The 22,411-nt window shown below is 63.7% G+C and carries 23 protein-coding genes; 4 read left to right on the top strand and 19 right to left on the bottom strand.

Annotation, left to right across the window (positions count from 1 at the left end; all coding sequences use genetic code 11):
• Positions 1-9: 9 nt before the first annotated feature.
• The 12 genes from mtlD to gspE form a co-directional block, all read right to left on the bottom strand.
• Positions 10-2,142, bottom strand: a complete 2,133-nt coding sequence (gene mtlD, locus ACW4TB_RS03590) for a bifunctional mannitol-1-phosphate dehydrogenase/phosphatase (protein WP_455828226.1) — start codon at positions 2,140-2,142, stop codon at positions 10-12.
• Between the two features lie 398 nt (positions 2,143-2,540).
• Positions 2,541-4,778 carry a type II secretion system secretin GspD gene (gspD, locus tag ACW4TB_RS03595; RefSeq protein WP_279933668.1) on the bottom strand — a complete coding sequence of 746 codons (2,238 nt, stop codon included), beginning with the start codon at positions 4,776-4,778 and terminating at the stop codon, positions 2,541-2,543.
• Complete coding sequence (locus ACW4TB_RS03600; RefSeq protein ID WP_279933669.1) at positions 4,775-5,284, bottom strand: general secretion pathway protein GspN; 510 nt, start codon at positions 5,282-5,284, stop codon at positions 4,775-4,777. The genes gspD and ACW4TB_RS03600 overlap by 4 nt, the downstream gene beginning before the upstream one ends.
• Complete coding sequence (gene gspM / locus ACW4TB_RS03605) at positions 5,281-5,892, bottom strand: type II secretion system protein GspM (RefSeq protein ID WP_279933670.1); 612 nt, start codon at positions 5,890-5,892, stop codon at positions 5,281-5,283. Before gspM ends, ACW4TB_RS03600 begins: the two co-directional genes overlap by 4 nt.
• The gene (locus ACW4TB_RS03610; RefSeq protein WP_455828227.1) at positions 5,876-6,925 is read right to left on the bottom strand and encodes a type II secretion system protein GspL; all 1,050 of its coding nucleotides are present in this window, start codon (positions 6,923-6,925) and stop codon (positions 5,876-5,878) included. Before ACW4TB_RS03610 ends, gspM begins: the two co-directional genes overlap by 17 nt.
• Entirely contained in the window at positions 6,913-7,626 is a 714-nt protein-coding gene (locus ACW4TB_RS03615) for a type II secretion system protein GspK (RefSeq protein ID WP_279933672.1), read from the bottom strand. The genes ACW4TB_RS03610 and ACW4TB_RS03615 overlap by 13 nt, the downstream gene beginning before the upstream one ends.
• Positions 7,623-8,228 carry a prepilin-type N-terminal cleavage/methylation domain-containing protein gene (locus tag ACW4TB_RS03620; RefSeq protein WP_115275110.1) on the bottom strand — a complete coding sequence of 202 codons (606 nt, stop codon included), beginning with the start codon at positions 8,226-8,228 and terminating at the stop codon, positions 7,623-7,625. Before ACW4TB_RS03620 ends, ACW4TB_RS03615 begins: the two co-directional genes overlap by 4 nt.
• Positions 8,225-8,587 carry a type II secretion system protein gene (locus ACW4TB_RS03625; RefSeq protein WP_254467641.1) on the bottom strand — a complete coding sequence of 121 codons (363 nt, stop codon included), beginning with the start codon at positions 8,585-8,587 and terminating at the stop codon, positions 8,225-8,227. Before ACW4TB_RS03625 ends, ACW4TB_RS03620 begins: the two co-directional genes overlap by 4 nt.
• The gene (locus ACW4TB_RS03630) at positions 8,584-9,024 is read right to left on the bottom strand and encodes a GspH/FimT family pseudopilin (protein WP_046785526.1); all 441 of its coding nucleotides are present in this window, start codon (positions 9,022-9,024) and stop codon (positions 8,584-8,586) included. The genes ACW4TB_RS03625 and ACW4TB_RS03630 overlap by 4 nt, the downstream gene beginning before the upstream one ends.
• Positions 9,025-9,026: 2 nt before the next feature.
• Positions 9,027-9,449 carry a type II secretion system major pseudopilin GspG gene (gspG, locus tag ACW4TB_RS03635; RefSeq protein WP_254467642.1) on the bottom strand — a complete coding sequence of 141 codons (423 nt, stop codon included), beginning with the start codon at positions 9,447-9,449 and terminating at the stop codon, positions 9,027-9,029.
• A gap of 10 nt (positions 9,450-9,459) precedes the next feature.
• Positions 9,460-10,659, bottom strand: coding sequence for a type II secretion system F family protein (locus tag ACW4TB_RS03640; RefSeq protein WP_012314071.1), 1,200 nt, complete (start codon positions 10,657-10,659; stop codon positions 9,460-9,462).
• Between the two features lies 1 nt (position 10,660).
• Positions 10,661-12,352, bottom strand: coding sequence for a type II secretion system ATPase GspE (gene gspE / locus ACW4TB_RS03645; RefSeq protein ID WP_279933673.1), 1,692 nt, complete (start codon positions 12,350-12,352; stop codon positions 10,661-10,663).
• A 482-nt stretch (positions 12,353-12,834) separates the two neighbouring features.
• Between gspE and ACW4TB_RS03650 the strand changes: the two genes are divergently transcribed.
• Both ACW4TB_RS03650 and ACW4TB_RS03655 read left to right on the top strand, forming a co-directional pair.
• The gene (locus tag ACW4TB_RS03650; protein WP_254467645.1) at positions 12,835-13,077 is read left to right on the top strand and encodes a hypothetical protein; all 243 of its coding nucleotides are present in this window, start codon (positions 12,835-12,837) and stop codon (positions 13,075-13,077) included.
• Positions 13,078-13,123: 46 nt separating this feature from the next.
• Positions 13,124-15,808, top strand: a complete 2,685-nt coding sequence (locus ACW4TB_RS03655; RefSeq protein WP_455842885.1) for a glycoside hydrolase family 3 protein — start codon at positions 13,124-13,126, stop codon at positions 15,806-15,808.
• 8 nt (positions 15,809-15,816) lie between these two features.
• Here the strand turns inward: ACW4TB_RS03655 and ACW4TB_RS03660 are convergent, their stop codons facing one another.
• From ACW4TB_RS03660 to ACW4TB_RS03685, 6 genes are all read right to left on the bottom strand, one after another.
• Positions 15,817-16,461 carry a TetR/AcrR family transcriptional regulator gene (locus tag ACW4TB_RS03660; protein WP_115275106.1) on the bottom strand — a complete coding sequence of 215 codons (645 nt, stop codon included), beginning with the start codon at positions 16,459-16,461 and terminating at the stop codon, positions 15,817-15,819.
• A gap of 72 nt (positions 16,462-16,533) precedes the next feature.
• A complete protein-coding gene (locus tag ACW4TB_RS03665; protein ID WP_279933674.1) occupies positions 16,534-17,874 on the bottom strand; it encodes an MATE family efflux transporter in 1,341 nt (446 codons plus the stop codon).
• Positions 17,875-18,012: 138 nt separating this feature from the next.
• Positions 18,013-18,480 (bottom strand): DoxX family protein, encoded by a 468-nt coding sequence (locus ACW4TB_RS03670; protein WP_279933675.1) that lies wholly within the window; start codon positions 18,478-18,480, stop codon positions 18,013-18,015.
• Positions 18,481-18,490: 10 nt separating this feature from the next.
• Positions 18,491-19,246, bottom strand: a complete 756-nt coding sequence (locus ACW4TB_RS03675; protein ID WP_279933676.1) for an HvfC/BufC N-terminal domain-containing protein — start codon at positions 19,244-19,246, stop codon at positions 18,491-18,493.
• Positions 19,243-20,076 (bottom strand): MNIO family bufferin maturase, encoded by an 834-nt coding sequence (bufB, locus tag ACW4TB_RS03680; protein WP_279933677.1) that lies wholly within the window; start codon positions 20,074-20,076, stop codon positions 19,243-19,245. Before bufB ends, ACW4TB_RS03675 begins: the two co-directional genes overlap by 4 nt.
• A 16-nt stretch (positions 20,077-20,092) precedes the next feature.
• A complete protein-coding gene (locus ACW4TB_RS03685) occupies positions 20,093-20,371 on the bottom strand; it encodes a BufA1 family periplasmic bufferin-type metallophore (RefSeq protein ID WP_012314080.1) in 279 nt (92 codons plus the stop codon).
• 199 nt (positions 20,372-20,570) lie between these two features.
• Here ACW4TB_RS03685 and ACW4TB_RS03690 point away from each other — a divergent pair, with 199 nt between their 5' ends.
• Together ACW4TB_RS03690 and ACW4TB_RS03695 are read left to right on the top strand one after the other, a co-directional pair.
• Positions 20,571-21,155, top strand: coding sequence for a sigma-70 family RNA polymerase sigma factor (locus ACW4TB_RS03690; protein ID WP_279933678.1), 585 nt, complete (start codon positions 20,571-20,573; stop codon positions 21,153-21,155).
• Positions 21,145-21,786 carry a DUF1109 domain-containing protein gene (locus ACW4TB_RS03695; RefSeq protein ID WP_279933679.1) on the top strand — a complete coding sequence of 214 codons (642 nt, stop codon included), beginning with the start codon at positions 21,145-21,147 and terminating at the stop codon, positions 21,784-21,786. The genes ACW4TB_RS03690 and ACW4TB_RS03695 overlap by 11 nt, the downstream gene beginning before the upstream one ends.
• A gap of 37 nt (positions 21,787-21,823) precedes the next feature.
• On the opposite strand, the gene ACW4TB_RS03700 is transcribed toward ACW4TB_RS03695, so the two are convergent.
• The gene (locus ACW4TB_RS03700) at positions 21,824-22,405 is read right to left on the bottom strand and encodes a TetR/AcrR family transcriptional regulator (protein ID WP_012314083.1); all 582 of its coding nucleotides are present in this window, start codon (positions 22,403-22,405) and stop codon (positions 21,824-21,826) included.
• Positions 22,406-22,411: the final 6 nt, after the last annotated feature.

The following is a 22,411-nucleotide window of genomic DNA, read 5'->3' on the forward strand; positions in this document are numbered from 1 at the left end:
AACCAGGCCTCACTTCGCCGCGTACATCAGCGAATCCTGCTCCTGCTGCAACTGCCTGAAATTCCCTGCAATGGCCTCTATCAGCGCCGCGTCGCCAACCGGGTCCAACCCCGGGTAAGGCTTGCCGTTGTAATCGCCCTTGTGGGTAAGCACAGCCTCGACGCTTTCGCCGTTCTCCTGGTAAAGCCGCTTGATGGTCTGCGCTTCCAGGTCCTTGCTGTCTTTGCAGCGCAACGCATAGTGAATGCCAAGTGCTGCCCCGAAAGCCAGGCCGGGGGTTTCGATGCCGTGCTTGTGGGCAAGGTCTATACTGCTCAGGATGCGCTCGTTGCGCTGAAGCTTGCGCAGGGGGTCGCGCCCCACACGGGCGCAAGGGTCTTTGAACGACGTTTTGCAGCGCTCCAGGAAGGTACTGGCAAAATCGCGCACTGCCTCTGCCATGTCGGCATTCTCAGCCACCAGTGCCGGTGCGACCTCTTGGCTGATCAAACGCTCGGCCAGTTCACTGACTCGGTCGTCGCCCATGGCCTGGCCTACCCAGTCATAGCCCAGCAGGCTTGCATACCAGGCAATGATGGCGTGAGGGCCGTTCCACAAGCGGTTCTTGATGACCTGGATCTGAGCGATGTCGGCGACCGTTTTCACCTGGCGCAGACGCTCCAGCAGGTCACTGCCGCGCTCCACATACAACGGCATGTCCGGCTCGCTGTTGAACAGGATCAGGTGCAATTGGCTCATCGCATTGCTGGACTGCGCGAAAGGCCGGAATCGACAGATCAGGCGCTCGTATTCAGGTACCGGCGCGGATGGTTTGCTGGCTGGTGCAGGCTCGTCGTCGAGGCTGTTCTGGAACATTTGCGACTTGATGCGCAACTGGCGGACCAACGCCTCGTTGCTGAGCTTGGACACGATGCGGCTGACCACCGTTTCAGCGAAGTGGGTCTTTTGCAGGATCTGTTGAGTGATGTCCGGCGTGCACAGCAATTCCAGCTCCGCCTGCACGTGCAGGCGCACGAACGCGGCGCCACCGATCTTGTTCAGCACGATCAGGATGGTCAGGTCACGGCCCCGGCGTTCGAAGCGTCGCAGCAAGCCTTGGGCAATCACCTTGGCCTGTTTGCGGATGGCCTGCTCCGGTAGGCTCAGGCCGATGATTTCTGCCGCGTTGTACATGTCGATCACCGCCTCGGCATCGTCCATGTCGATCATGCGCACATTTTCGATGGTCTGGTCGAACGAGGTGGCGCCGTAACGCACGCTGTAACGGCCAAACGCAGAAACGGTCTCGCGCAGCATGCGCGAACGGGTGGCGGCGATGATTTCACATGGCCGGGTGTAGCCGTCCCAATGGGAGAACACCTGGGTCAGGTAGCCGCCGCCGATGGCCCCGAACCCGTGAATGCCGACACGGAACTGGTTCAGTGACGCTGGAAAGGGCTCTTCAAGCTGCGGCATGCCCAAGTCAGGCACGCACTCGCTCAAGTCAGCCAGGAATTCATTCATGCTGCGGTAGGCTTTCAGCGCGCCCGCTTTGACTTCAGCGGCCGGCGGCTTGATGTCTTCGATCAGGATCGCCTGGCCTTCGGCACGGATGGCCGAAAGCATGCCGTTTTCCGAGTCTTCGACCATGAAGCACTGGCTCGGCTCGCAATTGAGTGCGGTGGCGGCGCGCAGGAAGATTTCGGGGTGGGGCTTGCCTTGGCTGACTTCGTCGCCACACACGGTGATGTCGAAATACTTGAGCACATTGGCATTGATCAGGTACTCCTCGGCGATGGCGCGGCGGCTGGAGGTGGCGACCGCCATGGTCAAGCCAGACTTGCGTAGCCGCTCCAGCACTTCCAGCAAGCCGGCCTTGATCGGTACGCCGTGATTGCGCACGTACTCAAGCTCAAGCTCATCGGCGCGCTGGCGGATCCGGGCGTACGGGAAGTCGTCACCGTTATGGGCCTTGGCGAGGGCCTCGGCCTTTTTCGCGCTCAGGCCCAGCGAGCCGATCAATGTTTGTTCGCTCAGCGCCTTGCCGGCAATTTCCAGCGACGCTTGTTTCAACGTCTTGAAGCGCAGACGCTCGGTATCGAACATGGTGCCATCCATATCGAAGATGGCACTGAAAATGCGTTTGCCCTGAAAAAAGATCATTCGGTATTGCCCCTTGGTGAATCGTGATTCATCTCGGCTTGCAGACGGGTACAAGCGAGCATTGCGAAAAAACCGCTGCTTGAGCTGTCAGGTAGGGGGCATGCGATCGACAGGGCCGCGCACCGGCGCGACGTAGAAATAAGGGGGGACAGAGCGGGGAGTGCAGAGGATGTCTGCGAGCTTCGAGGCAGCTCGGGCGCCTTGTTTGACTTCACGCCCACTGGCTGCAGATCGGTTTGCAGACAGTGAGCGCAAATAGCGATGGATACGTGTGATTCCTGGCATGGGGTGCTTCGCTTCCTTTGTTTGTAACTGGGATTCCTTTTTTACCCTTGCACGGATGCGCAGTGACATGCAACCGACAAGGGCGGAGCAGGGTGCCATGCACGGTTTGTTCTTTACCTGTTCAGCGCTGCTTGTTCCCTGAGCGCCTGCATCTGCTGGCGATAATCTGCGGTGACCTGGCGCGCCTGTTCAGGGTTGTTCACGACCCTTGGCGTGATCAGCACGATCAACTCGGTACGGTCACGGCTTTTGGAGGTGCTGCCGAACAGCCAGCCCAGCCCGGGTATGCTCGACAGGCCCGGCACACGGGTATCGGATTGGCCGTTGTCCTGCTTGATCAGGCCCCCCAGCAGTACCGTCTGGCCGCTTTGCACCGCCACTTGGGTCGATACCGCACGGCTGGAAATGCGCGGGTTGGGCTGGGTGGTAGTGACAGCACTGTCGTCGGCGTCGCTCACTTGCTGTTGAATGTCCATGTACACCAGGCCACCGGGGTTGATCCGTGGCACGACATCGAGAATGACACCCGTCTGCACGTATTCGACGCTGCTCAGGGTGGTGTCGGAGTTGCTGGTATTGACGGTGGTCTGGCTGATCGGAATGTTGTCGCCGACCTGGATCTGCGCCTGCTGGTTGTTCAGCACCACCAGCGATGGAGCCGAAAGCACCTGCGTCAGGCCGCGTGTTTCCAGCGCGCGCAGGGCCACCTGCAGGTTGCTGCTGACGAAGGAGTAGAACATCGAGGCGCTGCCCAGCGCGACGCCACCGGCACCGAGCGCACCCTGGCTGCCGCTTTCGTTGGCGACGGTGGTGCTGGACGAATTGCCGGCCAGCCGGCCCAGGTACCACTGCACGCCCAGGTCCAGATCGCCGGTGAGCTTGACTTCGAGGATGCGTGTTTCGATCTGCACCTGCAGCGGCGGGCTGTCCAGGCGCTTGATGGCCGATTCGATCTCTTTCCACTGGGCAGGCCGCGTGCGTACCAGTAACTGGTTGCTGCTTTTCTGCGCGGTGATGCGCACGGACTCTTCAAGGCTCTTGACCGAGCCGTCGGCCGACTCGGCGCTGCTGGCCTCCGGTTGCCCAGTGTCCTCATAGTCATCCTCCGAGGGTGCCTCGCGGATACTGGCCTGGGTGTTCATGCCCATGCCGCTCAGGCCTTGGCCCGACTGGCTGCCAGTGCCGTTGAGCGAGGTCAGACTGGTGGTCTTGAGCCCTGGCGCGACGCTGGCCGCCTTGTCGTCGTTGATCTGCCCCGAGCCATAGATCTGGCGCAGATAACGGGCAAGGTCCGCCGCTTTCATGTTGCGCACGTCGTACACGAACAGCTGCGGTTCGTTGCCACCGCCTTCATCGATGGTGCGGATCCAGTCGCCGACTTCCTGCAGATACTCCGGTTGCGCAGAGATGGCGACGATCGAGTTGGTGCGTTCGTTGGGCATGAACCTGACCATGTCCGACAGTGGCATGCCGCTGTCGGGCCCGAACAGCTTCTGCAGCTGCGGCATGAGCTCGGCCACCGAGGCGCGTTGCAGGCCGTAAACGCCAATCGACATGCCCTTGAGCCAGTCGACGTCGAAGGTGTCGATGGTGTCCTGGTAGTTGGCCAGTTCATCGGGGGTGCCCGCCAGGCTGATCACGTTGCGGGCCGGGTCGACCAGCAGGAAGGCATTCTCACGTACGAAGGGCTTGAGCAGCTTCTGCATTTCGCTGGCGCCGATGTAGCGCAGCGGATAGAGCCGGGCGGCGAGGCCCGTGGCAGGCTGAGCGACCGGTACCTGTGGCACCAGTTTGCCGGCGACGGCCTTGTCGGCCGGCAGGATCACATAGCGCTCGCCCTGGCGGATCATGGCATTGTCGGTCCACGACAGCAGCGTTTCCAGGATGGACAGTGCCTGCTGCTTGGTGACCGGCTTGGAGGTGGAGAAACTGACGCTGCCTTTGACACCTTGGCTGATGCTGTAGTTTTCATGCAGCAGGTCGCCCATGACGCTGTTGATCACCGCCTCGATGGGCTGGTCGGTGAAGTTGAACACGATATCGCCTTGCTCATCCTTCGCGGCGGGGGGCGTTGCCGAGGCCTTGCGGATGAAACGCTGGTTGCCGGTGATGATCTGCCGGCCAGGCGCGCTGCGTGGGGCCGTTGCAGCGGGAGCGGCAGCGGGCTCGGGGCCGGTCGCCGCAGGGGCGGGGGCGTCGGCGCCGCTGAAGGCTTGTTGCAGCAGCGCCGGGTCGGTGTGCAGGTCACGTTGCGTGGTGGCGCAACCGGCCAGGGCGATGGCGACACTCAGGCCGAGCAATGGCGCACGCAGGGTAGGGAATGGATGGCGTGAAGGAGCTTGCATGGTCATGGGGTTTCAATACGCGGAAGAGTGATGGCGGATGCCTTGGACGGCGGCGGCAGGCGCAGCAGTGGCATGCTCAGGGTGTGCTGTTGCCCGGCACGGGTGAAGGTTGCGCTCAGCGCGGTCAGTCGGGTGAGGGTCCAGCCGCTTGCCAGCGTACTGCCCAGCGCAACCTTGCTGGCTGGTTTGCGGCCTTCACGCAGGTAGGCCCAGCGCGACTGCCCGTCGAGTATCACGCCGGTCAGCGTCAGGTTGGCCAATGCAGGGATGTGCTGGCCTTGCTGCTGTGGGTCGGGCTGACGGTCAACGCTGAAGATCGGGTGCGCCCAGGTGGCGGCACGCACTGGCTGGGCGAGCTCGGCCAATGGCGCGGGTGACTGGTGGGTGGGCGTTGCTGACGGCTTTTGCGCTGGCAGCCACTGCGGTGGGTTTGGCGCGACAAGCATCCAGGCGACCACGGCGAGGGCACTGACATTGGCAGCCAGCAGCACCAGGTTAGCGGCACGCATCATGAGTCGCTTCCTTCTGCTGGCTGCGCGTGCAGGTAACCGCGTATCAGCAGGTGAACTTCCAGGCGCCCGGCAGGCCCCTTGGCTGGCGCCGCAGCACTGCGGCGTATGCTCAGTTGGTCGATGAACAGGCTGGGCTGGCCGTACTCCAGTGCATGCAGCAGGGCCGCCAGCGGCTCGATGGCGCAGGCCAGCGTCAGGCTGACCTTGATCGGGCGATAAGGCTCGGCCTGGTCCTGCTCGGCGGGGGCGATGGGCATGCGCTGGGTGATGTCGCAGCCGGGGCCAACGTGCGCCTGCGCTTTCACCTGATCGACGGCACGCTGCATCAGGTCGGCGGCTACGGCGTTGGGGTCTTCGCCCGGCAGCAGGCTGTTGCGCTGGGCGGGGTCGTTGCGGCTGCGCTGCAACTGGGCCTGCAGTTCAGGTTGCTGGAGCATGAGGCTGGTATAACGCCGTTGCTGCTCGCGCAATGTCTGGGCTTGCGCGTCCAGGCTGCGCAGGGGGGCAAGCCACAGGCATTCGAACACCAGGTACCAGGCCAGCCAAAGCAACAGCGCAAGCACGCCCAAGGCGCAGAACTTGCGTTCCCTGCTAGTGAGCGGGCGCATGCGGCACCTCCTGGCTGAGCTGGGCGGTGATGGAAAAGCGCTCGCGGCCCGTGGTTTTGTCGGCCTGGATGATGCCCTTGAACTGCGCGTGCTCAAGCGTGGTGCAGGTCTTTACCTGCGCCAGCAGGGCACTGGTGCGCTCGCTTTGGCCAGTGAACGTCACCTGCGTGCCATCGCTCACTTCCAGCTGCTCTATCCAGGTGTCGTCGCCCACGCAGGCGGTGAGGTCGGCCAGCAGCGCAGTGACGGTGGGGCGTTGTGCCTTGAGGCTGGCCAGGTAGCTCGAGGCGCCCAGTGTGGTGTCCAGGGCCTGGCGCAAGAGCTGCACCTGCTGGGCGGCCTCGCGTTGTGCCGCCACTTCGCGCTGCATGGCCTGGACCTCGCCCTGGCGGCGCTCCAGCCAGGCTGCGCCAAGCATTACGCAACAGGCTGCGCAGCCAAGCCACAGCCAGCGGCCCAGCTTGCCTGGGCGTGACCGCGTACGGGCGCTTTCGGCCGGCAGCAAGTCGATCATCAGGCGTTCGCCGCGGGCGTCCAGTGCATCGATGCCGACCAGGTGCACACCCTGTTCGCCACAAGCAGCCAGCAGAGTGTCCAGGGCGCTGCGTGCGATGGCCACCAGTTCAACTTGGGCCTGTGCTGCGCGGCGCTGCGCCACGCGGGCGACAAAATGGACCTGGTCGGCGGTATACGGCGTGTATCGATCGATTTCGTAGGCCAGCACCTGCATCAGGTTGCGCGTGGCGGCAACGGGCAGCTCGATGTGCTGCGTAAGAACGTGCGAGGCAGGCAGCAGCAGAACGGCAGGCCGACCGTGCTCGCAATCGGCAGGCAAAGGCCATGGCAGCAACTGCGGCGTATTACCGTTGGCCAGGCGCGCGGCGATCGCCTGCGGCAGCATGCCCAGCAACTCGGCCTGCCATGCGCTGAGCCAGTGCCGGGCACGGCTGGCCCGCCAGCGTGCCTGGTAAAGCTGCTGTTGGCTGCCCCAGCGTGCCGCGCAGTGTTTTGCCAGGCGGATCAATCCTGCCACCTCAACACCCGGTAAGGCTTGCCACCGGCGTAGGCCGGCAGCAGCACGAAGGTTGCCTTCAGGCGTGACTGAAAGCCGCCGGGCAAGGTGGCCTGGCTGGTGACGGTGAGAATCGGCCCGCCATCCGGCGTTGGCCCGTGATAGCGGGGCAGGCCCAGTACACCGGCCAGCGTGGGTGATGCCAGGCTGGGGTCGGGCTGGGCATTGCCCGACCAGACGGTAATGAAGGGCAGGGCACGGTCATAGACGGCGTAGCTCATGCCGGGCAATTCGCGAAATTCTTCGAGCATTCGCAGGGGTACCTGGTTGCGCCTCGTCCTTAAAGCCTGAGTGATGATTTTCGAGCGTTCGGCAGTGGCGCCACTGGCACGCAGCAGTTTTGCCAGGCTCGTTGACGGTGTTGCATTGAGGTCCAGCTTGCCCCGCTCGCTGACCACACTGATGTGCAGCGTACTGCCTGCAAAGTCGGCCACGTGGACTTGGCCATCGGCGAGCCAGCGCGCCTGGCCGTCGCGCAGCAGGTTGGCCACGGCCAGGTTGAAACCTGCCTGGGCGGCGAGCCCGGCTTGGGTCTGGTTGCCTTGCCAGCGGGCCTGGCGCTGCTGCAACTGGACGGACACCGCCAAGCCGCCGAGCAGCACGCTCAGCAAACCGACGACCCAGAGCACCAGCAACAGGGCCGCACCGCGCTGGCGGCTCATGGCCGGCCACCGTCGCCGGACAGGTCAAGCAGCAGGTTGACCTGCAGCAGCGGCCAGGCCTGAGTGCCTTGCAGTTGTACCGCTACGCGCACTGCCTGGGGCAGGCGCTCTGGCCACGGCCACTGGGGCATCCAGCCGGTGGCCTTGCCCAGCGGGGAGTAGCCGCGGTAATTCAGGTGCAGCCCTTTGACCCCCTCCAGCAAGCGCTGGGGCTCGCCCCAGGCCTGCAGGCGTTGGCCTTGCAGCCTGGCCAACCGGATCTCCAGGCGCCCTTGACGCAGTTGCAGGCGCTGGCGGTAGATACCTCCACCTACAGAGCTTGGCAGAGGGGCGAAAAACACTACCGTGTCGTTTTGCCCATCGAATGTTGCGGTGTGGGCGCCCTGGCCGGTCGCTGCGGTCAATGGCAACACCTGGCCCAGCGCCTGGCGCAGGAACCGCTGGGTTGCACGCAGTTCATCGAGCCGGGCGCTGTAGCGCTCGGCCTTTGCCACTGAGCGGTTGGCCGCCACCAGGGCGCTGCCGACCAGGCCCAGCAGCAACCCCAGCAGGCTGATGACCACCAGGATCTCCAGCAGGGTAAAGCCTGCCTGGCGCTTCATGTTCCACTGCCTGGCGCGCGTGCGCGCAGGGTGCTGTAGCGCCAGGTGTGCCCGCTGTCGCTCAGGGTCAGGTCCAGCCGGTACAGTTCCAGGCGTGTGGGCACTGCCTGTTCCAGAGTGACGTCCAGCACCCAGTCGATGCCCTGCCAGCTACCCCGTTGCTGGCCTACGGCAAGCGGGCCCAGGTCGAAGTCGTCCAGCAGCGAACGCGCCGCCGCGTTGTGGCGGTCACTGCGCTCTACCTGCGCCAGTGAGCGGCTGCTCTGGGCGAATGCGCCCAGCAGGATGCTCGAGGCCACCACCAGCAGGGCAATTGCTGCCAGCATCTCCAGCAGGGTGAAACCGCGCTGACGGTTCATGGCAACTCCCGCACTTGCACACTGCCGGTGAGCCAGCTGACGTCGATGCGCCAACGCGCCTGGCCGCGGCTGATCAGGATGTTGCCGCCGCTGGCCGCACCATCGGGGTAAAACTCAAAGCCCGCACCCAGGCCGCGGGCCGTCTGCAGGCGCACGGTGAAGTCTTCGGGCCAGCCCTGGGGCGTGCGCCCGGGTGCCTGCACCTGCCTGCGCTGCAGGTCGAAGCTCGCGCGCACCGGTTGCCCGCTGGCAATGGCCTGCACGCGCGCGCTACGCAGAGCTGACACCATGTTTGCCAATGCACTGCGCTCATGGGCCACCAGCATGCCCCGGCCAATGCCAACGGCCAGAATAGACGTGGCAACGCCGACCAGCACGATAACGATCAGCAGTTCGAACAGGGTAAAGCCGCGTTCACGGGGCGGGCGCGCTGCCATGCTTATTCCCAGTTGCCCACGTCGGCCTTGTAGCCTGCGCCACCCACCGCGCCATCTTGGCCGAGGAAGATCAGGTCGAAGCTGGCGTGGCTGCCGGGGAAGTGGTACGCGAAGCCATGGCCAAAGGGGTCGACCAAGTCCGAGGGCTTGGCATACGGCCCGGCCCAGCGGCTGGCGTTGGCCGGCTTTTCAAGCAACTGTTCAAGGTTTGCCGGCGGCGCCCCGACATCCAGGGCATAGCTTTCGACCTTCATGCTCAGGCTCGCCAACTGCGCCTTGCCGGCACCGTACTTGCCCTTGTCGACGTTACCGCCGACCTGGCGCACCACGATGGTCGCGACAATGCCCAGCAGCACGATCACGGCAAGCATTTCGAGCAGGGTGAAGCCCGCTTGGCGGGCGTTGAAGCGTTGCTTGGAGGGCATGGGCGGTTTCCTAGATATTGCTGGTAAGGCTCATCAGCGGCAGCATGATGGCGAGCATGATTGCCGCCACCATCACCGCCATGACGATGGTCAGGGTGGGCACCAGCGCCGCGAGCAGGCGGTCGATGGTGCGTTTGGCTTCAAGGTCGTAGACATCGGCGACTTTGAGCAGCATCGCGCCGAGGGTGCCCGACTGTTCACCGACTTCGATCATCTGCAGGGCAAGCTCCGGCAGCAGAGCCTCTGCCGATAGCGCAAGGCTCAGGCTGCTGCCTTGCTTGACCTGGTCGGTGGTGCGCTCCACATGCTCGCGCAGTGCATGGTTGGCACTGACTTCGCGGCCGATCGCCAGTGAACCGAGCAGGGTGACGCTGTTGCTCAACAAAGTGCCCAAGGTGCGCGCCAGGCGTGCGGTTTCCAGGCGCTGCAGCAGCGGGCCGAACAGGCGGTTGCGCCACAGGCGCAGGTCCTGGGCCACTCGCCGGCGCGGGTCACGCCGTGCGGCCAGGCCAAGCCAGCCGGCGCCGAGCAGCGTCAGCAGGCAGGCCAGCCCCCAGGCATTGACGAATTCGCCCATGGCCAGCACAGCGCGGGTCACCAGCGGGATGGGCACGCCCAGGTCCTGGAAGATCGGTACGAATTGCGGCACCACATAGGCCAGCAGCAGCGCCAGCGAGCCGACCACACCGATCACCAGGAAAGCCGGGTAGATCAGCGCGTTGATCACTTCGCCACGCAGTTTGTGGCTTTGTTCCAGGTAGCCGGCAAGCTGGGCCAGGGTCACTTCGAGTACACCGCCGGCTTCGCCGGCCCGCACCAGGCTGGTGTAGAACGGTGAGAAACTGCCCGGGTGTTCCTCAAGCGCCTGGGACAGCGGCAAGCCGGCTTTGACCTGCTCGCGCACCCGCTCCAGCACGGCCTTGGCGGCGGGCCTGCGCACGTTCTTCAGCACGGTGCCCAGCGCCCGGTCCAGCGGTTGCCCGGCGCTGAGCAGGGTAGTGAGCTGCTGGGTGATGGTGATCAGTTCCACCGGCTGGAACATGCTGCGCGCCTTGCCCGAACGCAGCAGGCGGCTACCCTGCCTGAGCTGCAGAATCAGCAGGCCGCGCCGTTGCAACTGGCGAGCGGCGTGGTCACGGTCACTGGCGTCCAGTTCGCCTTGCTGCTTGCGGCCCTCGCTGTCGAGCGCGGTGTAGGAAAAGGTCGGCACCTCAATCACCACCCGTGACGCGCAGCACTTCTTCAAGCGAGGTGACGCCGGCCAGGGCCTGGCGCAGGCCGTCCTCATAGAGGGTCACAAGCCCGTTGCGACGGGCGTGGGCCTCGAGTGTGGCGGCATCGGTCTGGCGCATGAGCATGCCGCGCAGCTCTTCGTCCATGACCAGCAGTTCGGTGATCGCGCTGCGCCCATGGTAGCCACCGCCCGGCGCCAGCTCGTTTGGGCGGTACAGCATGATCGGCCGCTGTTGCGTATAGCGGGCCAACTGGTGGCGCTCCACCAGTTCGGCCGGTGCCTGGAAGGCGATACGGGTGGCCGGGTCGAGGCGGCGCACCAGGCGCTGGGCAAGGATGCCCTGCAGGGTGGAGGCGAGCAGATAACCTTCGACGCCCATGTCCAGCAGGCGGGTGATGCTGGCGGCGGCGCTGTTGGTGTGCAGGGTCGACAGTACCAGGTGCCCGGTCAGCGATGACTGGATGGCGATGCGACAGGTTTCCAGGTCGCGCATTTCACCGATCATGATCACGTCCGGGTCCTGGCGCACGATCGAGCGCAATGCCGTGGCAAACCCCAGGCCGATGGTTGGTTTGACCTGGATCTGGTTGATGCCGGTGAGCTGGTATTCGACCGGGTCTTCCACGGTGATGATCTTGCGCTCGGCGGTGTTCAGGCCCGACAACGCGGTGTAAAGGGTGGTGGTCTTGCCCGAACCGGTGGGCCCTGTGACCAGGAAGATGCCATGGGGGCGCGCCAGCAGATGCTCGATGCTGTGCAGGGTGGGGCCACGGATGCCCAGGCTGGCGAAGTCGAAACTCACGGTTTGCCGGTCCAGCAGGCGCATCACCACCGACTCGCCGAAACTGGTTGGCACGGTGGAGACCCGCAAGTCCAGTTCGCGGCCCTGAATGCGCAGCATGATCCGCCCATCCTGCGGCAGGCGGCGCTCGGCGATATCCAGCCGGGCCATGATCTTCAGCCGCGAGATGACCGCTGCGGCGTAACCGGCCGGTGGTGCTTCGCCTTCGACGAGCACGCCGTCGACCCGGTAGCGCACTTTCAGCTGGGTTTCGAACGGTTCTACGTGGATATCCGAAGCGCGACGGTCGACGGCGTGTTGCAGCATCAGGTTGACCAGGCGGATCACTGGCGCCTCGGAGGCCATGTCCTTGAGCTGTTCGATGTCGCCTTCGTCGATGCTGTCGTCGTCCAGGGTCTGGATCAGCGCGCCCATGGCCGAGCGGCCTTCGCCGTAGGCCTGTTCGATCAGGGCGGTGATTTCGTCGCTGGTCCCTACCACCAGCTCTACCTGTTTTGCCGCCTGGTAACCGAGTGCGTTCAGCGCGTAGGCCGAAAGCGGCACGGCGGCGGCGACCTGCAAGTGGCTGCTGCTTTCGCTGAGGGTGACCACGCCGTAGTGGCGGGCAAAGCGTTCAGTGGCCACAGGCGGGGAGTCGATACGCTGCCTGTCCAGCCTGGGCACGCCCAGCAACTCGGCGTAGGCCGCGGCCATTTGCTGCTCTCTTACTGCACCCAGGCGCAGCAAGGTGCGCAGTTTTTCATGTTCGCCCATTGCCTGGGCCACGCCCAAGCGTGCAGCGCGATTCATATCAGCCGGTTGCAATGCGCCAGCATTGAGCAGCCACTCACATATATCGTCAGCAGAGGGGATAGTTGATTTCATCATGATGGCTTAGTGCAAGTGCTGGCTATATAGCGGCACTTTACTACTTGTCAGGCCTGAGGTGGCCCGGAGAATACTTTGGAATTTTAACTGTTGCAACAGCCTATGTTTTTGGTTTGTTCAGTATGAATTAGCTGGCTGTTTTCAGCGGTCTCGTAAGCATATCACCCTGCTAAACCTAATCGCAACTAGGTTTAGCGAGAAGCAAATTCTTGCCCTGAATTCTCAAAAAAAGCATGGGAAAACCACAATCCTAATAATTTTTGGAATCTGCAAATACAAATATGCGCTGAACATGTATTTGATGTGATTCTGTTCTTTATGTTTGGATGTTATTTGGCGTGGTTTTTTTGTTTTTTTGATACGTTGCCCACTGTGCACTTCATGAGCGCTTGAACTTTTCATTGAACTGCCCAGACTTACGCGCCGGCCGGGCCCTGTTTGTGGCCCGCTAATTCCTGCATTCTTTTTTCGAGAACTATTCGATGAATAGACTACTGCTGCCGTTCGCCTGTTCGGCGCTGCTGGCCACTGTGCCAAGTGCCTTCGCAGATACAAACGGCGCCACTTCGGACTCAACGGCTTATGAAGCCCGCGAACAACTGGACAGCCAGCGCGAACAACTGTCCGGCGTCAGCGATGTTGCAAAGCGCGCCACTGATGCCAATGCCTTTGTCGACGTGCCGGTTGACACCGCCGATGCGCCGGCGCTGGTCAGCCAGCCGTAAGGCCGCAGGTTTGCCTGCTCCCATTCTGTTCTTGAGGATTCAACCCGTGAAACATTTCAAACAGGCCGTGAGCCTGATGGCGCTCGGCGTCATGCAGGCCTCGGGCGCTTTGGCGGCCGGGCCGGCCACCGGCAACGAGGTGGAGGCCCGGGTCAGCTCCATCCTGGACAACATGAACCAGGCCGAGAAGATCAACTTCACCCGGGTCAATGACGGCCACATGATCCCGTCGCTGCTCAAGTGGGGTATCCAGGGCACGGTGGCCTACGACTCGTCCATGGGCGTGCACGTCAATAACGCCACTTTTGGCGCCCAATACCCTTCGCAGTCGGCCCTGGCCGCCACCTGGAGCATCAACCGGGCCAAAGAGTTCGGCCTGGCCATTGCCTATGAAACGCGTATTTCCGGCGGCCAGCAGATGCTCTCGCCCGGGGTGAACCTGTACCGCACGCCCTACAACGGGCGTTCGGCCGAGTACGTCAGTGGCGAGGACCCGTTCCTTGGCGCGGTGCTGGCGCCGGCCATCGTCAACGGCATCCAGGCCCAAGGGATCCAGGCCAGTGGCAAGCACTACCTGGCCAACGAGCAGGAGGCCAATCGCCAGGCGGTCAATGTCGTGGCCGATGAGCGCACGCTGCGTGAGCTGTACTTGCCCGGCTTCGAGTCGATGGTCAAGAACGCCAACGTGGCGTCGATCATGTGCGGGTTCAACAAGGTCAACGGCGACTACGCCTGCGAAAATCACCACCTGATCACCGAGGTGCTCAAAGGCGAGTGGGGTTATCAGGGCACCGTTATCAGTGACTTCAATGCCATTCACGACCCGTTCAAGGGCGCATGGGCCGGCACCGACCTGGACATGCCTTCGGGCCTGCAGTTCACCGAGGCCAACCTGCTGCCGTACCTGTGGAGCGGCCAGCTGACCCAGAACGTCATCGACGACAAGGTCAAGCGCAACCTGCGTGCGGTGGTCAGTTACGACTTCCAGGAAAACCTCAACACGGCAAAGACGCTGGAGCACACCGAGTATGGCCAGCGCGCCTCGCTGAACGCTGCACGTGAAGGCATCGTGCTGCTGCGCAACGCCGATACCGCTGCTGGCAAGCCGCTGCTGCCTCTGGCGCGCACCGCCAGAATCGCAGTGATCGGCGACTGGGCCAACCAGGCGCCTGCATCGCCGTTCGGTACCGCCAACTCACCACCCAACAGTTACGTGACCGAACTCAGCGGGCTGCAGCAACTGGCGTCGAACAGCGCCAATGTCACTTACCTGTCGGCGTTGAGCCTGAACCCCAAGGCGGCAGTCTGGTACCAGCCGACCTCGTCCGGCAGCGGCGTCAGCAATGCCGGGGTGAAGGCCGAGTACTTCAGCAACACCAGCCTCAGCGGCGCTCCGGTACTGACCCGCATCGAGCCGGGCGTGAACCTCAACTGGACCACCAGCACCAATGAAACCAGCACCGGCACCACTGCCGTGTCCGGCTTCAGCCCGACGGCGGGGGCGTTCTCCGCACGCTTCAGTGCGACGATCAAGCCGACCGTCTCGGGTGCGCATGTGTTCAAGGTGCGCGCCGACGGCCCCTACAAGCTTTGGGTCGATGGCAAGCTGGTGGTGCAGAGCGACGGCGTGCCGTACTCCTCTGATGTGGTCAACGCGCTGACCACTTCGGGCAAGAGCGCTGCCCTGGTGGCGGGCAAGTCCTACAACGTCAAGCTTGAGTACCGCCGTGTGCAAGGCAACTTCACGCCGGCACTGGGCGGCCTGGCAGGCGTTCAGATGAGCTGGGCGTCCCTGCGACCGCCGAAGGATATCGCCAGCTACGATGCCGTGGTGATCGCCGCAGGCACCAACTACGAGAACGAGGGTGAAGGCTCCGACCACGACTACGCGCTGCCGGACCAGCAGGCCGAGTTGATCAAATTCGTCACCAAGGCCAACCCGAACACCATCGTCGTCACCCATGGCGGCGGCGTGGCCGACATGCAGCCGTGGGCCAAGAAGGTTGGCGCAGCGTTGCATGCCTGGTTCCCGGGGCAACAGGGCGGCCAGGCACTGGCTGAAATCCTGTATGGCAAGGTGAACCCGTCGGGCAAGCTGCCAGTGACCATCGACAAGAAGATCGAAGACAACCCAAGTTACGCGTCCTACCCGGACCCGGCCGCCTACCGTGGCGACAACCCGCTGACCGAGATCGACTACAGCGAGGGGCTTTACATGGGGTACCGCGGCTATGACAAGAAGCACGCCAAACCGCTTTACCCGTTCGGCTTCGGCTTGTCGTACACCACGTTCGGCTATTCGGACTTGAAGCTCTCGACCAATGTGATGACCCCAGGCAACACCGTGAACGCCACGTTCACCCTGACCAACACGGGTGACAAGGCGGGCTTTGAGGTCGCGCAGCTGTACATACAGCCGATCGACCCGCAAGTCGACCGCCCGAAGAAGGAGCTCAAGGGCTTTACCAAGGTGTACCTGGAGCCGGGCCAGAGCAAGACCGTGAGCTTGCCGATCGACTCGCGCTCGCTGGCGTACTTCGTGCAGAACACCGACAGTTGGGACGTCGATGCCGGCAAGTTCAAGGTGTGGGTCGGCCCGGACTCGGAAAACCTCACACTGCAGCGCACGCTGGTCACGCTCATGCCGCAACACTTGACCACGCGTGACAGCAACCCACTACCTGCACCGCTGCAAGCGGCGGTGCAGGTCAGCGACAGCCAGGCTTACTGACCGTCGCACTAGGCCTTGATGCAAGAGGCAAGGCGTAGCAGGTAGGCGTCGAAGACCGCTTCGACGTCGACCTGGTCCGGGGCGCGCAGCCACTGGATCTGCAGGCCATCCATCACGGCGAAGATCTCGGTCGCCAACGACTTCGCATCAATGTCCTTGCGCACCTCGCCATGCTCGACCAGCGCCGCCAGGTGCGCCTGGGCGTGGGCGTGGGTCAGCGCGAATTTCTCCTTGTACCAGGGCCAGGCCGGGTGCTGCTCGGACAGGCTTTCGACGCTGATCATCATCGAAGCCTGGCATTCAAGCAGGTTCTGCACGCTGAAATTCATGCTCATGCGCACGAAGGCCAGGAAGTTCGCAAGCGTCGGCGCCATCTCCAGCTCGGCAAATTTCTCCGTCACTCGCCGATCGCGCCGATCGAGCAAGGCCTGCAGCAACGACACCTTGTTGGGGAAGTGGTGCAACAGCCCGACCGTGGTGATGCCGGCGATTTCGGCCACATCGCGCATGGAGGCTGCCGCATAACCGTCTTTGGCGAACACGGCGGTGGCCGCATCCAGCAGGGCGGCGCGGCGCATCTCGCCCTTGGGGGCACGGCGGCGTTTGGTGACCGGTGCGCTGGACGCTTCGGTTTCGTGATCCTGACCTGACATAAACCAACTTCAAGCTGTGGTGGGTGGTGTGCCGGTTCCGCTGAAGCGGCGAGGGCGATTATGGCAAAAGTTCTAGGGTTCGTGCGCCCGGTATGCGCCTGGGCGGTTGATCAGGATGGCCGTTGCGACGCTGGCCAGTGCGACCAGGGCATTGCCAACCCACAGCCCGAGCATGACGCCGCTGGCACCCTGCAGCGCTGCGCCTGCGGTGACGAAGGGCAGGGTACCCAAGGTGGCGCGAAGCCAGGCGTAGAAGGCCACCCAGCCTGCCTGGCCACGGCAGATGAACAGCGAAATGGCGATGAAGTCCAGGCCCATGATGACCCACAGCCCCGGCCCGTACCGGCACAGGTCCTCGATCAGCGCCTGCCCCGGGCCTGAGAGCGTGAAGGCAGGGCCAAGCCACGGCGCGGCGCTTGCCAGTACTGCCCAGGCGACCAGGCCGTACACTACTACCAGCCTGGCGGCGCTGTGCAAGGCAGCCTGCGAACGGCCCTGGCAGTGCGCCCCCAGGTTCTGCGCCAGGATCGGCACCAGCGCGCCCGGCAAGGCGAAGTACAGGCAGTAGGTAATCTGCAGCACCCTGTCCATTACCGCCATGCCAGCCATGACCGAGACCCCGAACAGCGCCAGTTGCGCCATGGTGTAGGTCAGGGCAACCGGCATCGCCAGATTAGCGAGGGTGTAGGGCAAGGCAATGCGCATGATGCGTGCGCCATACAGCCGCAGCAGGCGTAGGCGTATGCGCGTGGCAAGGCCGACATGGGCCCTGACCAGGTACAAACCCGTCAGGCTGCCTGCTGTGGCTGCCACCAGGCAGGACAGGCCGGCGCCCAACAGTTTCAGGTCCAGACCAAAGATCAGGATCGGGTCGACGATGGCCAGGCAGGCGGCACTGGCCAGCACCACTGCCAGCGCGCGCCCGCTCAATCCTTGCGCCCGGAGCACTTGGGCCGCGGCCTGAGTGAGCGCCATCAGCACCGACGCTACCAGCGTCATGGCGATGAATTGCCGGGCAAGCGGTGAGGCGGGCGCATCGGCCCCCACCAGGCCGGCGAAGAAGTCCAGGTAGTACCACTGCAGTGCAGACACACCGGCCGAGACCAGCGCGGCGAGGATCAGCATGTGGCTGGTCAGCGCAGGCACCGAGGCACTCGAACCTTGGCCGACCCTGCGGGAGATCATGGTGCCTGCAGCGACGACAATGCCCGCCACCAGGCTTGAATTGAAAAAGGCCAGGGTCTTGGCGATGCCTACCGCAGCAATGAGTACTTCGTCATGCAGCAGGGCGACATACGTGAGCGTGAGAATGTCGGTCAGGAAGATCGCCAGCAGGCTCAGCGCACTGGTAAACGCCATTACCCGGACGTGGTGGGTCAATGAACCTTGGGTGAATGTGGCGGGGTGCTTCATCTTGGGGGGTACCGCTAGGGTGGGTGCAACAGTGCGGTACCAAGACAACGTGGGCTGCGAAGAGTTTAATGGAAAAGCCGCGTGAGTGATCTTCACCCGACACGCTGCAACTGCCAAGTGGTGGCTGGCCGGCTGGGCTCAATGCAGCCGTGCCAACCGGTCCAGTGACAGAGGCCCGGCACCCCGGGCTATCAGCAACAGCAGCAGGCCAGCCCACGACAGGTGAGTAGGCCAGGCGTCCGGGTAGACGAATATCTGGATGACCGCTGTCATGCCGAGCAGGGCAAGCGCTGAAAGCCGGGTTAACAGGCCCAGCACCAGTAGCAGTGGGAACAGGTGCTCGGCGTAGGTTGCCAGGTGGGCTGCGAGCCAGGGCGAAAGCAGCGGCAAGGCATACTCGCTCTGGAACAGCTCGTAGGTACCGGGCGTGATGCTCAGCAAACCTTCGACCTTGGTGCGGCCTGACAGGAAAAATATCGAGGCGATGCCCAGCCGTGCGACCAGGCACAACGCGCTGTCGTTGAGCAGCCGTTGCAGGCGGTCGGCAAGGCCGTTCCAGCGTTGGCGCAGGCCAGTGGCTGGGGCAGTAGGGCGCAAGGTGTCCATGGCCGTTCCTTCAATCGAATGAAAGCGGGAGAAAGACCCGGGCCTGCATCAGGCGACCGAGCAGGCTGGTGAAGTCGAGGTCAGGCTGGCGTTGCAGGGCAAGTTGCGAGGCGCTTTCCAGTGAGTGACCGGCTGCGCAGGCATCCAGGAACATGCAGCCACCGGCCTCGAGTGGCTGATGGTTCACGCCGTGCTGGTCGGCGCTCAACAGTGCGCCTTCTGCCACCCAGGGTTGCGACTGTGGCCATGGCAGGCCTTCGCGGCTGCAGCGCCACAGGCTAAGTGCCGGGTTAGCGGCGAACCACTGCCAGCGCACGTTCTGGCGCGGCCGCAGGTGGCTGCCACCCAGGTCACTGGCCGTCATGCCTGCCAGGTCGGCCAAGGCCAGGCAAGGTTGCTCGATGGCGCTGAATACTTCGCACCAATGCCAGTCCAGGCGTGCGACATCGGCCAGGTAGGGCAGCCCGTGGCTGGCCTGGCTGTCTTGCAGAAACGCCGCGAACGTCGCACCGTAGCGTATAAGCCGTGCGTCGTCAGGTGGGGTGTGTTGTGCGTAGGCAGCAGCGGCTTGCTGCATCCAGTCGGCACCGACCAGAGTTTCGACACTGGGGAAGTTGGCTCGCAGTGCGTCCACGCAGCCGGCCATCAAGGTATTGCGGTAGACCGCGAACGCCGGTTGGCGAGTCAGGTTTTGCAGCAGCGGAGCAGGGCGCAGGTAGAGTGCGTCGATGAAGGCGTCCTGGAACTGGCCAAGTGGCAGGTTCATGGCAAGGCTCCTGCGTGGTCGAGGGTCGTCTGGGCAATCGCCCGTTCGGCAAGCAGTTCATCGAAGGCCGGCAGGTTGCCGTCGCGTTCGATCAGTGTCGGGCGCGCACCGATGCGCGCGATCAGCCGGCGGTACAAGGCCCAGACCGGTTCGGCAATGGCTGTATCGTGCGAGTCGATCAGCAGTGCGCCTTGGTCGTCGTGGCTGTGGCCGGCCAGGTGAACTTCGCTGATGGCATGGGCCGGGAAGCGGTCGAGGTAGTCCTTGGCGTTGAAACCCAGGTTGTGTGCGCTGACATGAACGTTGTTGATATCCAGCAACAGCGTGCAATCGGTGCGGCGCACCAGCTCGTCGAGGAACTCGATTTCGTCCAGGTCGTGACCTTGCAATTGCAGGTAGTGGCTGGGGTTTTCGATGGCGATGCAGCGCCCCAGGGCATCCTGGGTGCGCAGGATATTGTCGCTGATGCGTGCCAATGCTTCGTGGCTGCGGGGGAACGGCAGCAGGTCGGGGTGATACTGGTCACGCCAGGTGGACCAGGCCAGGTGCTCCGACACCAGCACCGGGTTTACCTGGTCGATCAGCACGCGCAGCCGGCGCAGGTGGGTGATGTCCGGTTCGGCGTCCGCTGCCAGTGACAGGGCAACGCCGTGCAGCGACAGCGCATGGCGTTCGGCCATGCGCTGCAGCCACGCCAGGCGCGGCCCGCCGACCATGTAGTTCTCTGGATGCACTTCGTACCACAGGCCGTCGGCGTTGCAGGCCAAGGCCGGGGCAAAGTGTTCAGGCTTGAGCCCGAGCCCGGCGCCCAGAGGGGCAGTTCGGTTCATGGTCGGCGGCCTCTGCTCAGGACTTGATCGGGGTCAGTGAACCCATGCCGTTGGGCGTCTTGATCGAGGTGCAGGTGCCGGCCGGGACATTTTTCCAGGCCATGCCGTCGTAGTCTTTTTTGGAGCTGCCAGCGCAACTTGTGCCGGCACCGGCTTTACAGTCGTTCTTGCCGGCCATGGCGACGCCGTAGCATTTTTCCATGGCTGCACCGTTGCTGTTGGTATCGGCGGCGGTGGCGACGCTGGCCATGGAAGCAAGGGCCAGGGCGGCAGTGGTAAGGGCGAGGGTATTCATAAGGATGTCTCCAGAGAATGGGGCCGTGGTGATGTACCGAAGGCTCATGGACTAGTTCGCGGTGGCCGCTGCTGCGGTTACAGGCACGCGGAAATATTTTTTGCTTGGTGCATTTGCCCTGACCTATGCGCTCAAAAGCGCAGCAGCGGCTAAGGTTCGATAAAAGAAAAAACTTCGGACGGTGTAACCTTGGCGCCCCATGCAACGAACTAACTCTCAGGACCACCTCGGCGCACGCGAGGCGCAGTTGCAGGCCTTGCTGCTGCGCGGGCTGGCGGGCGATGCACGGGCCTACCGCGAATTCCTTGCGGCGCTGGCGCTGCATGTGCGTGGGTTTCTGCGGCGGCGCCTGCACCAGCGCCCGGCCGAAATCGAAGACTTGCTGCAGGAAGTGTTGCTGGCCGTGCATAACGCACGTCATACCTACCAGCCGCAACAGCCGCTGACGGCGTGGGTACAGGCGATTGCCCGTTACAAGCTGGCAGATTACCTGCGCCGCTATGCGCACCAAGACGCGTTGCACGAGGTGCTGGAAGACGACAGTGACCTGTTCGCCGCCAGTGATGAAGCGCCTGCCCAGGCCAATCGCGACCTGGGCAAGCTGCTGGGGCGGTTGCCGGCGCGCCAGCGTTTGCCCATCGTCCACGTCAAGCTCGAAGGGCTGTCGGTGGAGGAGACTGCGCGTATCACCGGGCTTTCCTGTTCGGCGGTCAAGGTAGGGATACACCGGGGGCTCAAGGCGCTGGCCAAGCTGATTCGAGGCAGTGAAGAGCATGAAGACTGATGAACTGATTACCCTGCTGGCTGCTGGTGAAGAGCCGGTGGGCCGTCATGCGCTGGCACGGCGCCTGGCGCTGGCGTTGCTTGCAGGCACACTGGGTGCGGTGCTGATGACGGTGGCTCTTTATGGCGTGCGCAGCGACCTTGCCGAAGTGGCGCGTACGCCACTGTTCTGGGCCAAGCTGGCCTTGCCCGCCAGCCTGGCGCTGCTAGGGCTTTGGTTGACGCAGCGCCTGGCCAGGCCCGGCGTGCGCGGCGGGGTGGTGTGGCAACTGCTCGGGCTACCGTTGCTGCTGGTCTGGCTGGGAGCGGCGATCAGCCTGTTCGGGGCCCCGGTCGAAGCCCGTGCCGATTTGATTTTTGGGCGTACCTGGCGCACCTGTGCGTTGAACATCACGCTGCTGTGCGTGCCGGTGTTCATTACCCTGTTCTGGGCATTGCGTGGCCTGGCACCGACGCGGCTGCGCCAGGCTGGCGCAGCAGCGGGCCTGCTCTCCGGTTCGACCGCAACCTTGGTTTACTGCCTGCACTGCCCGGAAATGCAGGTGCCGTTCTGGGGGACCTGGTACGTGCTGGGGATGTTGCTGCCCACGTTGATGGGAGCAGTGCTTGGCCCGCGTTTTTTGAGGTGGTGAAGATGTAGAGCCTGATTGATCGAGCGGGTACGCTGGGCTAGCGCAATGTTCGCTCAATTCCCCCAACCAGCAGGCTTTCCATCAACCCCAACCCCTGTTCCTCGGGCAAAGCCTTCAGCATCCCAGGCAACTGGTTGAGCAACGTCGCCACCACCTGCGCCGTCGCCGCCAATGCCGCGTCGGGCAGTTTCGCCTGTGGTGCGATCAACCGCAGCAACCCTGTCTCATAACGCTTGCGCAACAACGCCAGGCGCGTTTGCTGCGCTTCGCTCAGGCAGCAGAAATCCCGTGCGGCCAGGCGAAACTGCAGGGGCCGTTCGGCATGCAGTTGCCAGTGCGCTGCAATCAGGCAAGCCAGTGCCGAACCCCCGCGCGCCATGGCGCGGCGGCCAGGCTCCAGGGTTGCTTGCAGCTCCTCGTACAACTCTTCGATCAGGTCGTACAGCAAGTCCTGCTTGCTCGGGAAGTGGTGATACAGCGAACCTGCGGTCACGCCCAGATGTGCCGCCAGTTCGCGCATGCTCACCTGGCCGAAGCCTTTCTCGGCGAACAGGGCCATGGCACGGTCACGTCGCTCTTCAAAATTGGCACAGCGCATCGCGGCATTGACCGGGGGCATGCTGTC

The organism is Lelliottia jeotgali (genome assembly GCF_977070485.1).

Bases quoted from the DNA above. Each gene is read 5' to 3' on its own strand.
- mtlD (WP_455828226.1), bottom strand. From the start codon at position 2,142: ATGATCTTTTTTCAGGGCAAACGCATTTTCAGTGCCATCTTCGATATG.
- gspD (WP_279933668.1), bottom strand. From the start codon at position 4,778: ATGACCATGCAAGCTCCTTCACGCCATCCATTCCCTACCCTGCGTGCG.
- ACW4TB_RS03600 (WP_279933669.1), bottom strand. From the start codon at position 5,284: ATGATGCGTGCCGCTAACCTGGTGCTGCTGGCTGCCAATGTCAGTGCC.
- gspM (WP_279933670.1), bottom strand. From the start codon at position 5,892: ATGCGCCCGCTCACTAGCAGGGAACGCAAGTTCTGCGCCTTGGGCGTG.
- ACW4TB_RS03615 (WP_279933672.1), bottom strand. From the start codon at position 7,626: ATGAGCCGCCAGCGCGGTGCGGCCCTGTTGCTGGTGCTCTGGGTCGTC.
- ACW4TB_RS03620 (WP_115275110.1), bottom strand. From the start codon at position 8,228: ATGAAGCGCCAGGCAGGCTTTACCCTGCTGGAGATCCTGGTGGTCATC.
- ACW4TB_RS03625 (WP_254467641.1), bottom strand. From the start codon at position 8,587: ATGAACCGTCAGCGCGGTTTCACCCTGCTGGAGATGCTGGCAGCAATT.
- ACW4TB_RS03630 (WP_046785526.1), bottom strand. From the start codon at position 9,024: ATGGCAGCGCGCCCGCCCCGTGAACGCGGCTTTACCCTGTTCGAACTG.
- gspG (WP_254467642.1), bottom strand. From the start codon at position 9,449: ATGCCCTCCAAGCAACGCTTCAACGCCCGCCAAGCGGGCTTCACCCTG.
- gspE (WP_279933673.1), bottom strand. From the start codon at position 12,352: ATGATGAAATCAACTATCCCCTCTGCTGACGATATATGTGAGTGGCTG.
- ACW4TB_RS03650 (WP_254467645.1), top strand. From the start codon at position 12,835: ATGAATAGACTACTGCTGCCGTTCGCCTGTTCGGCGCTGCTGGCCACT.
- ACW4TB_RS03660 (WP_115275106.1), bottom strand. From the start codon at position 16,461: ATGTCAGGTCAGGATCACGAAACCGAAGCGTCCAGCGCACCGGTCACC.
- ACW4TB_RS03665 (WP_279933674.1), bottom strand. From the start codon at position 17,874: ATGAAGCACCCCGCCACATTCACCCAAGGTTCATTGACCCACCACGTC.
- ACW4TB_RS03670 (WP_279933675.1), bottom strand. From the start codon at position 18,480: ATGGACACCTTGCGCCCTACTGCCCCAGCCACTGGCCTGCGCCAACGC.
- ACW4TB_RS03675 (WP_279933676.1), bottom strand. From the start codon at position 19,246: ATGAACCTGCCACTTGGCCAGTTCCAGGACGCCTTCATCGACGCACTC.
- bufB (WP_279933677.1), bottom strand. From the start codon at position 20,076: ATGAACCGAACTGCCCCTCTGGGCGCCGGGCTCGGGCTCAAGCCTGAA.
- ACW4TB_RS03685 (WP_012314080.1), bottom strand. From the start codon at position 20,371: ATGAATACCCTCGCCCTTACCACTGCCGCCCTGGCCCTTGCTTCCATG.
- ACW4TB_RS03690 (WP_279933678.1), top strand. From the start codon at position 20,571: ATGCAACGAACTAACTCTCAGGACCACCTCGGCGCACGCGAGGCGCAG.
- ACW4TB_RS03695 (WP_279933679.1), top strand. From the start codon at position 21,145: ATGAAGACTGATGAACTGATTACCCTGCTGGCTGCTGGTGAAGAGCCG.
- ACW4TB_RS03700 (WP_012314083.1), bottom strand. From the start codon at position 22,405: ATGCCCCCGGTCAATGCCGCGATGCGCTGTGCCAATTTTGAAGAGCGA.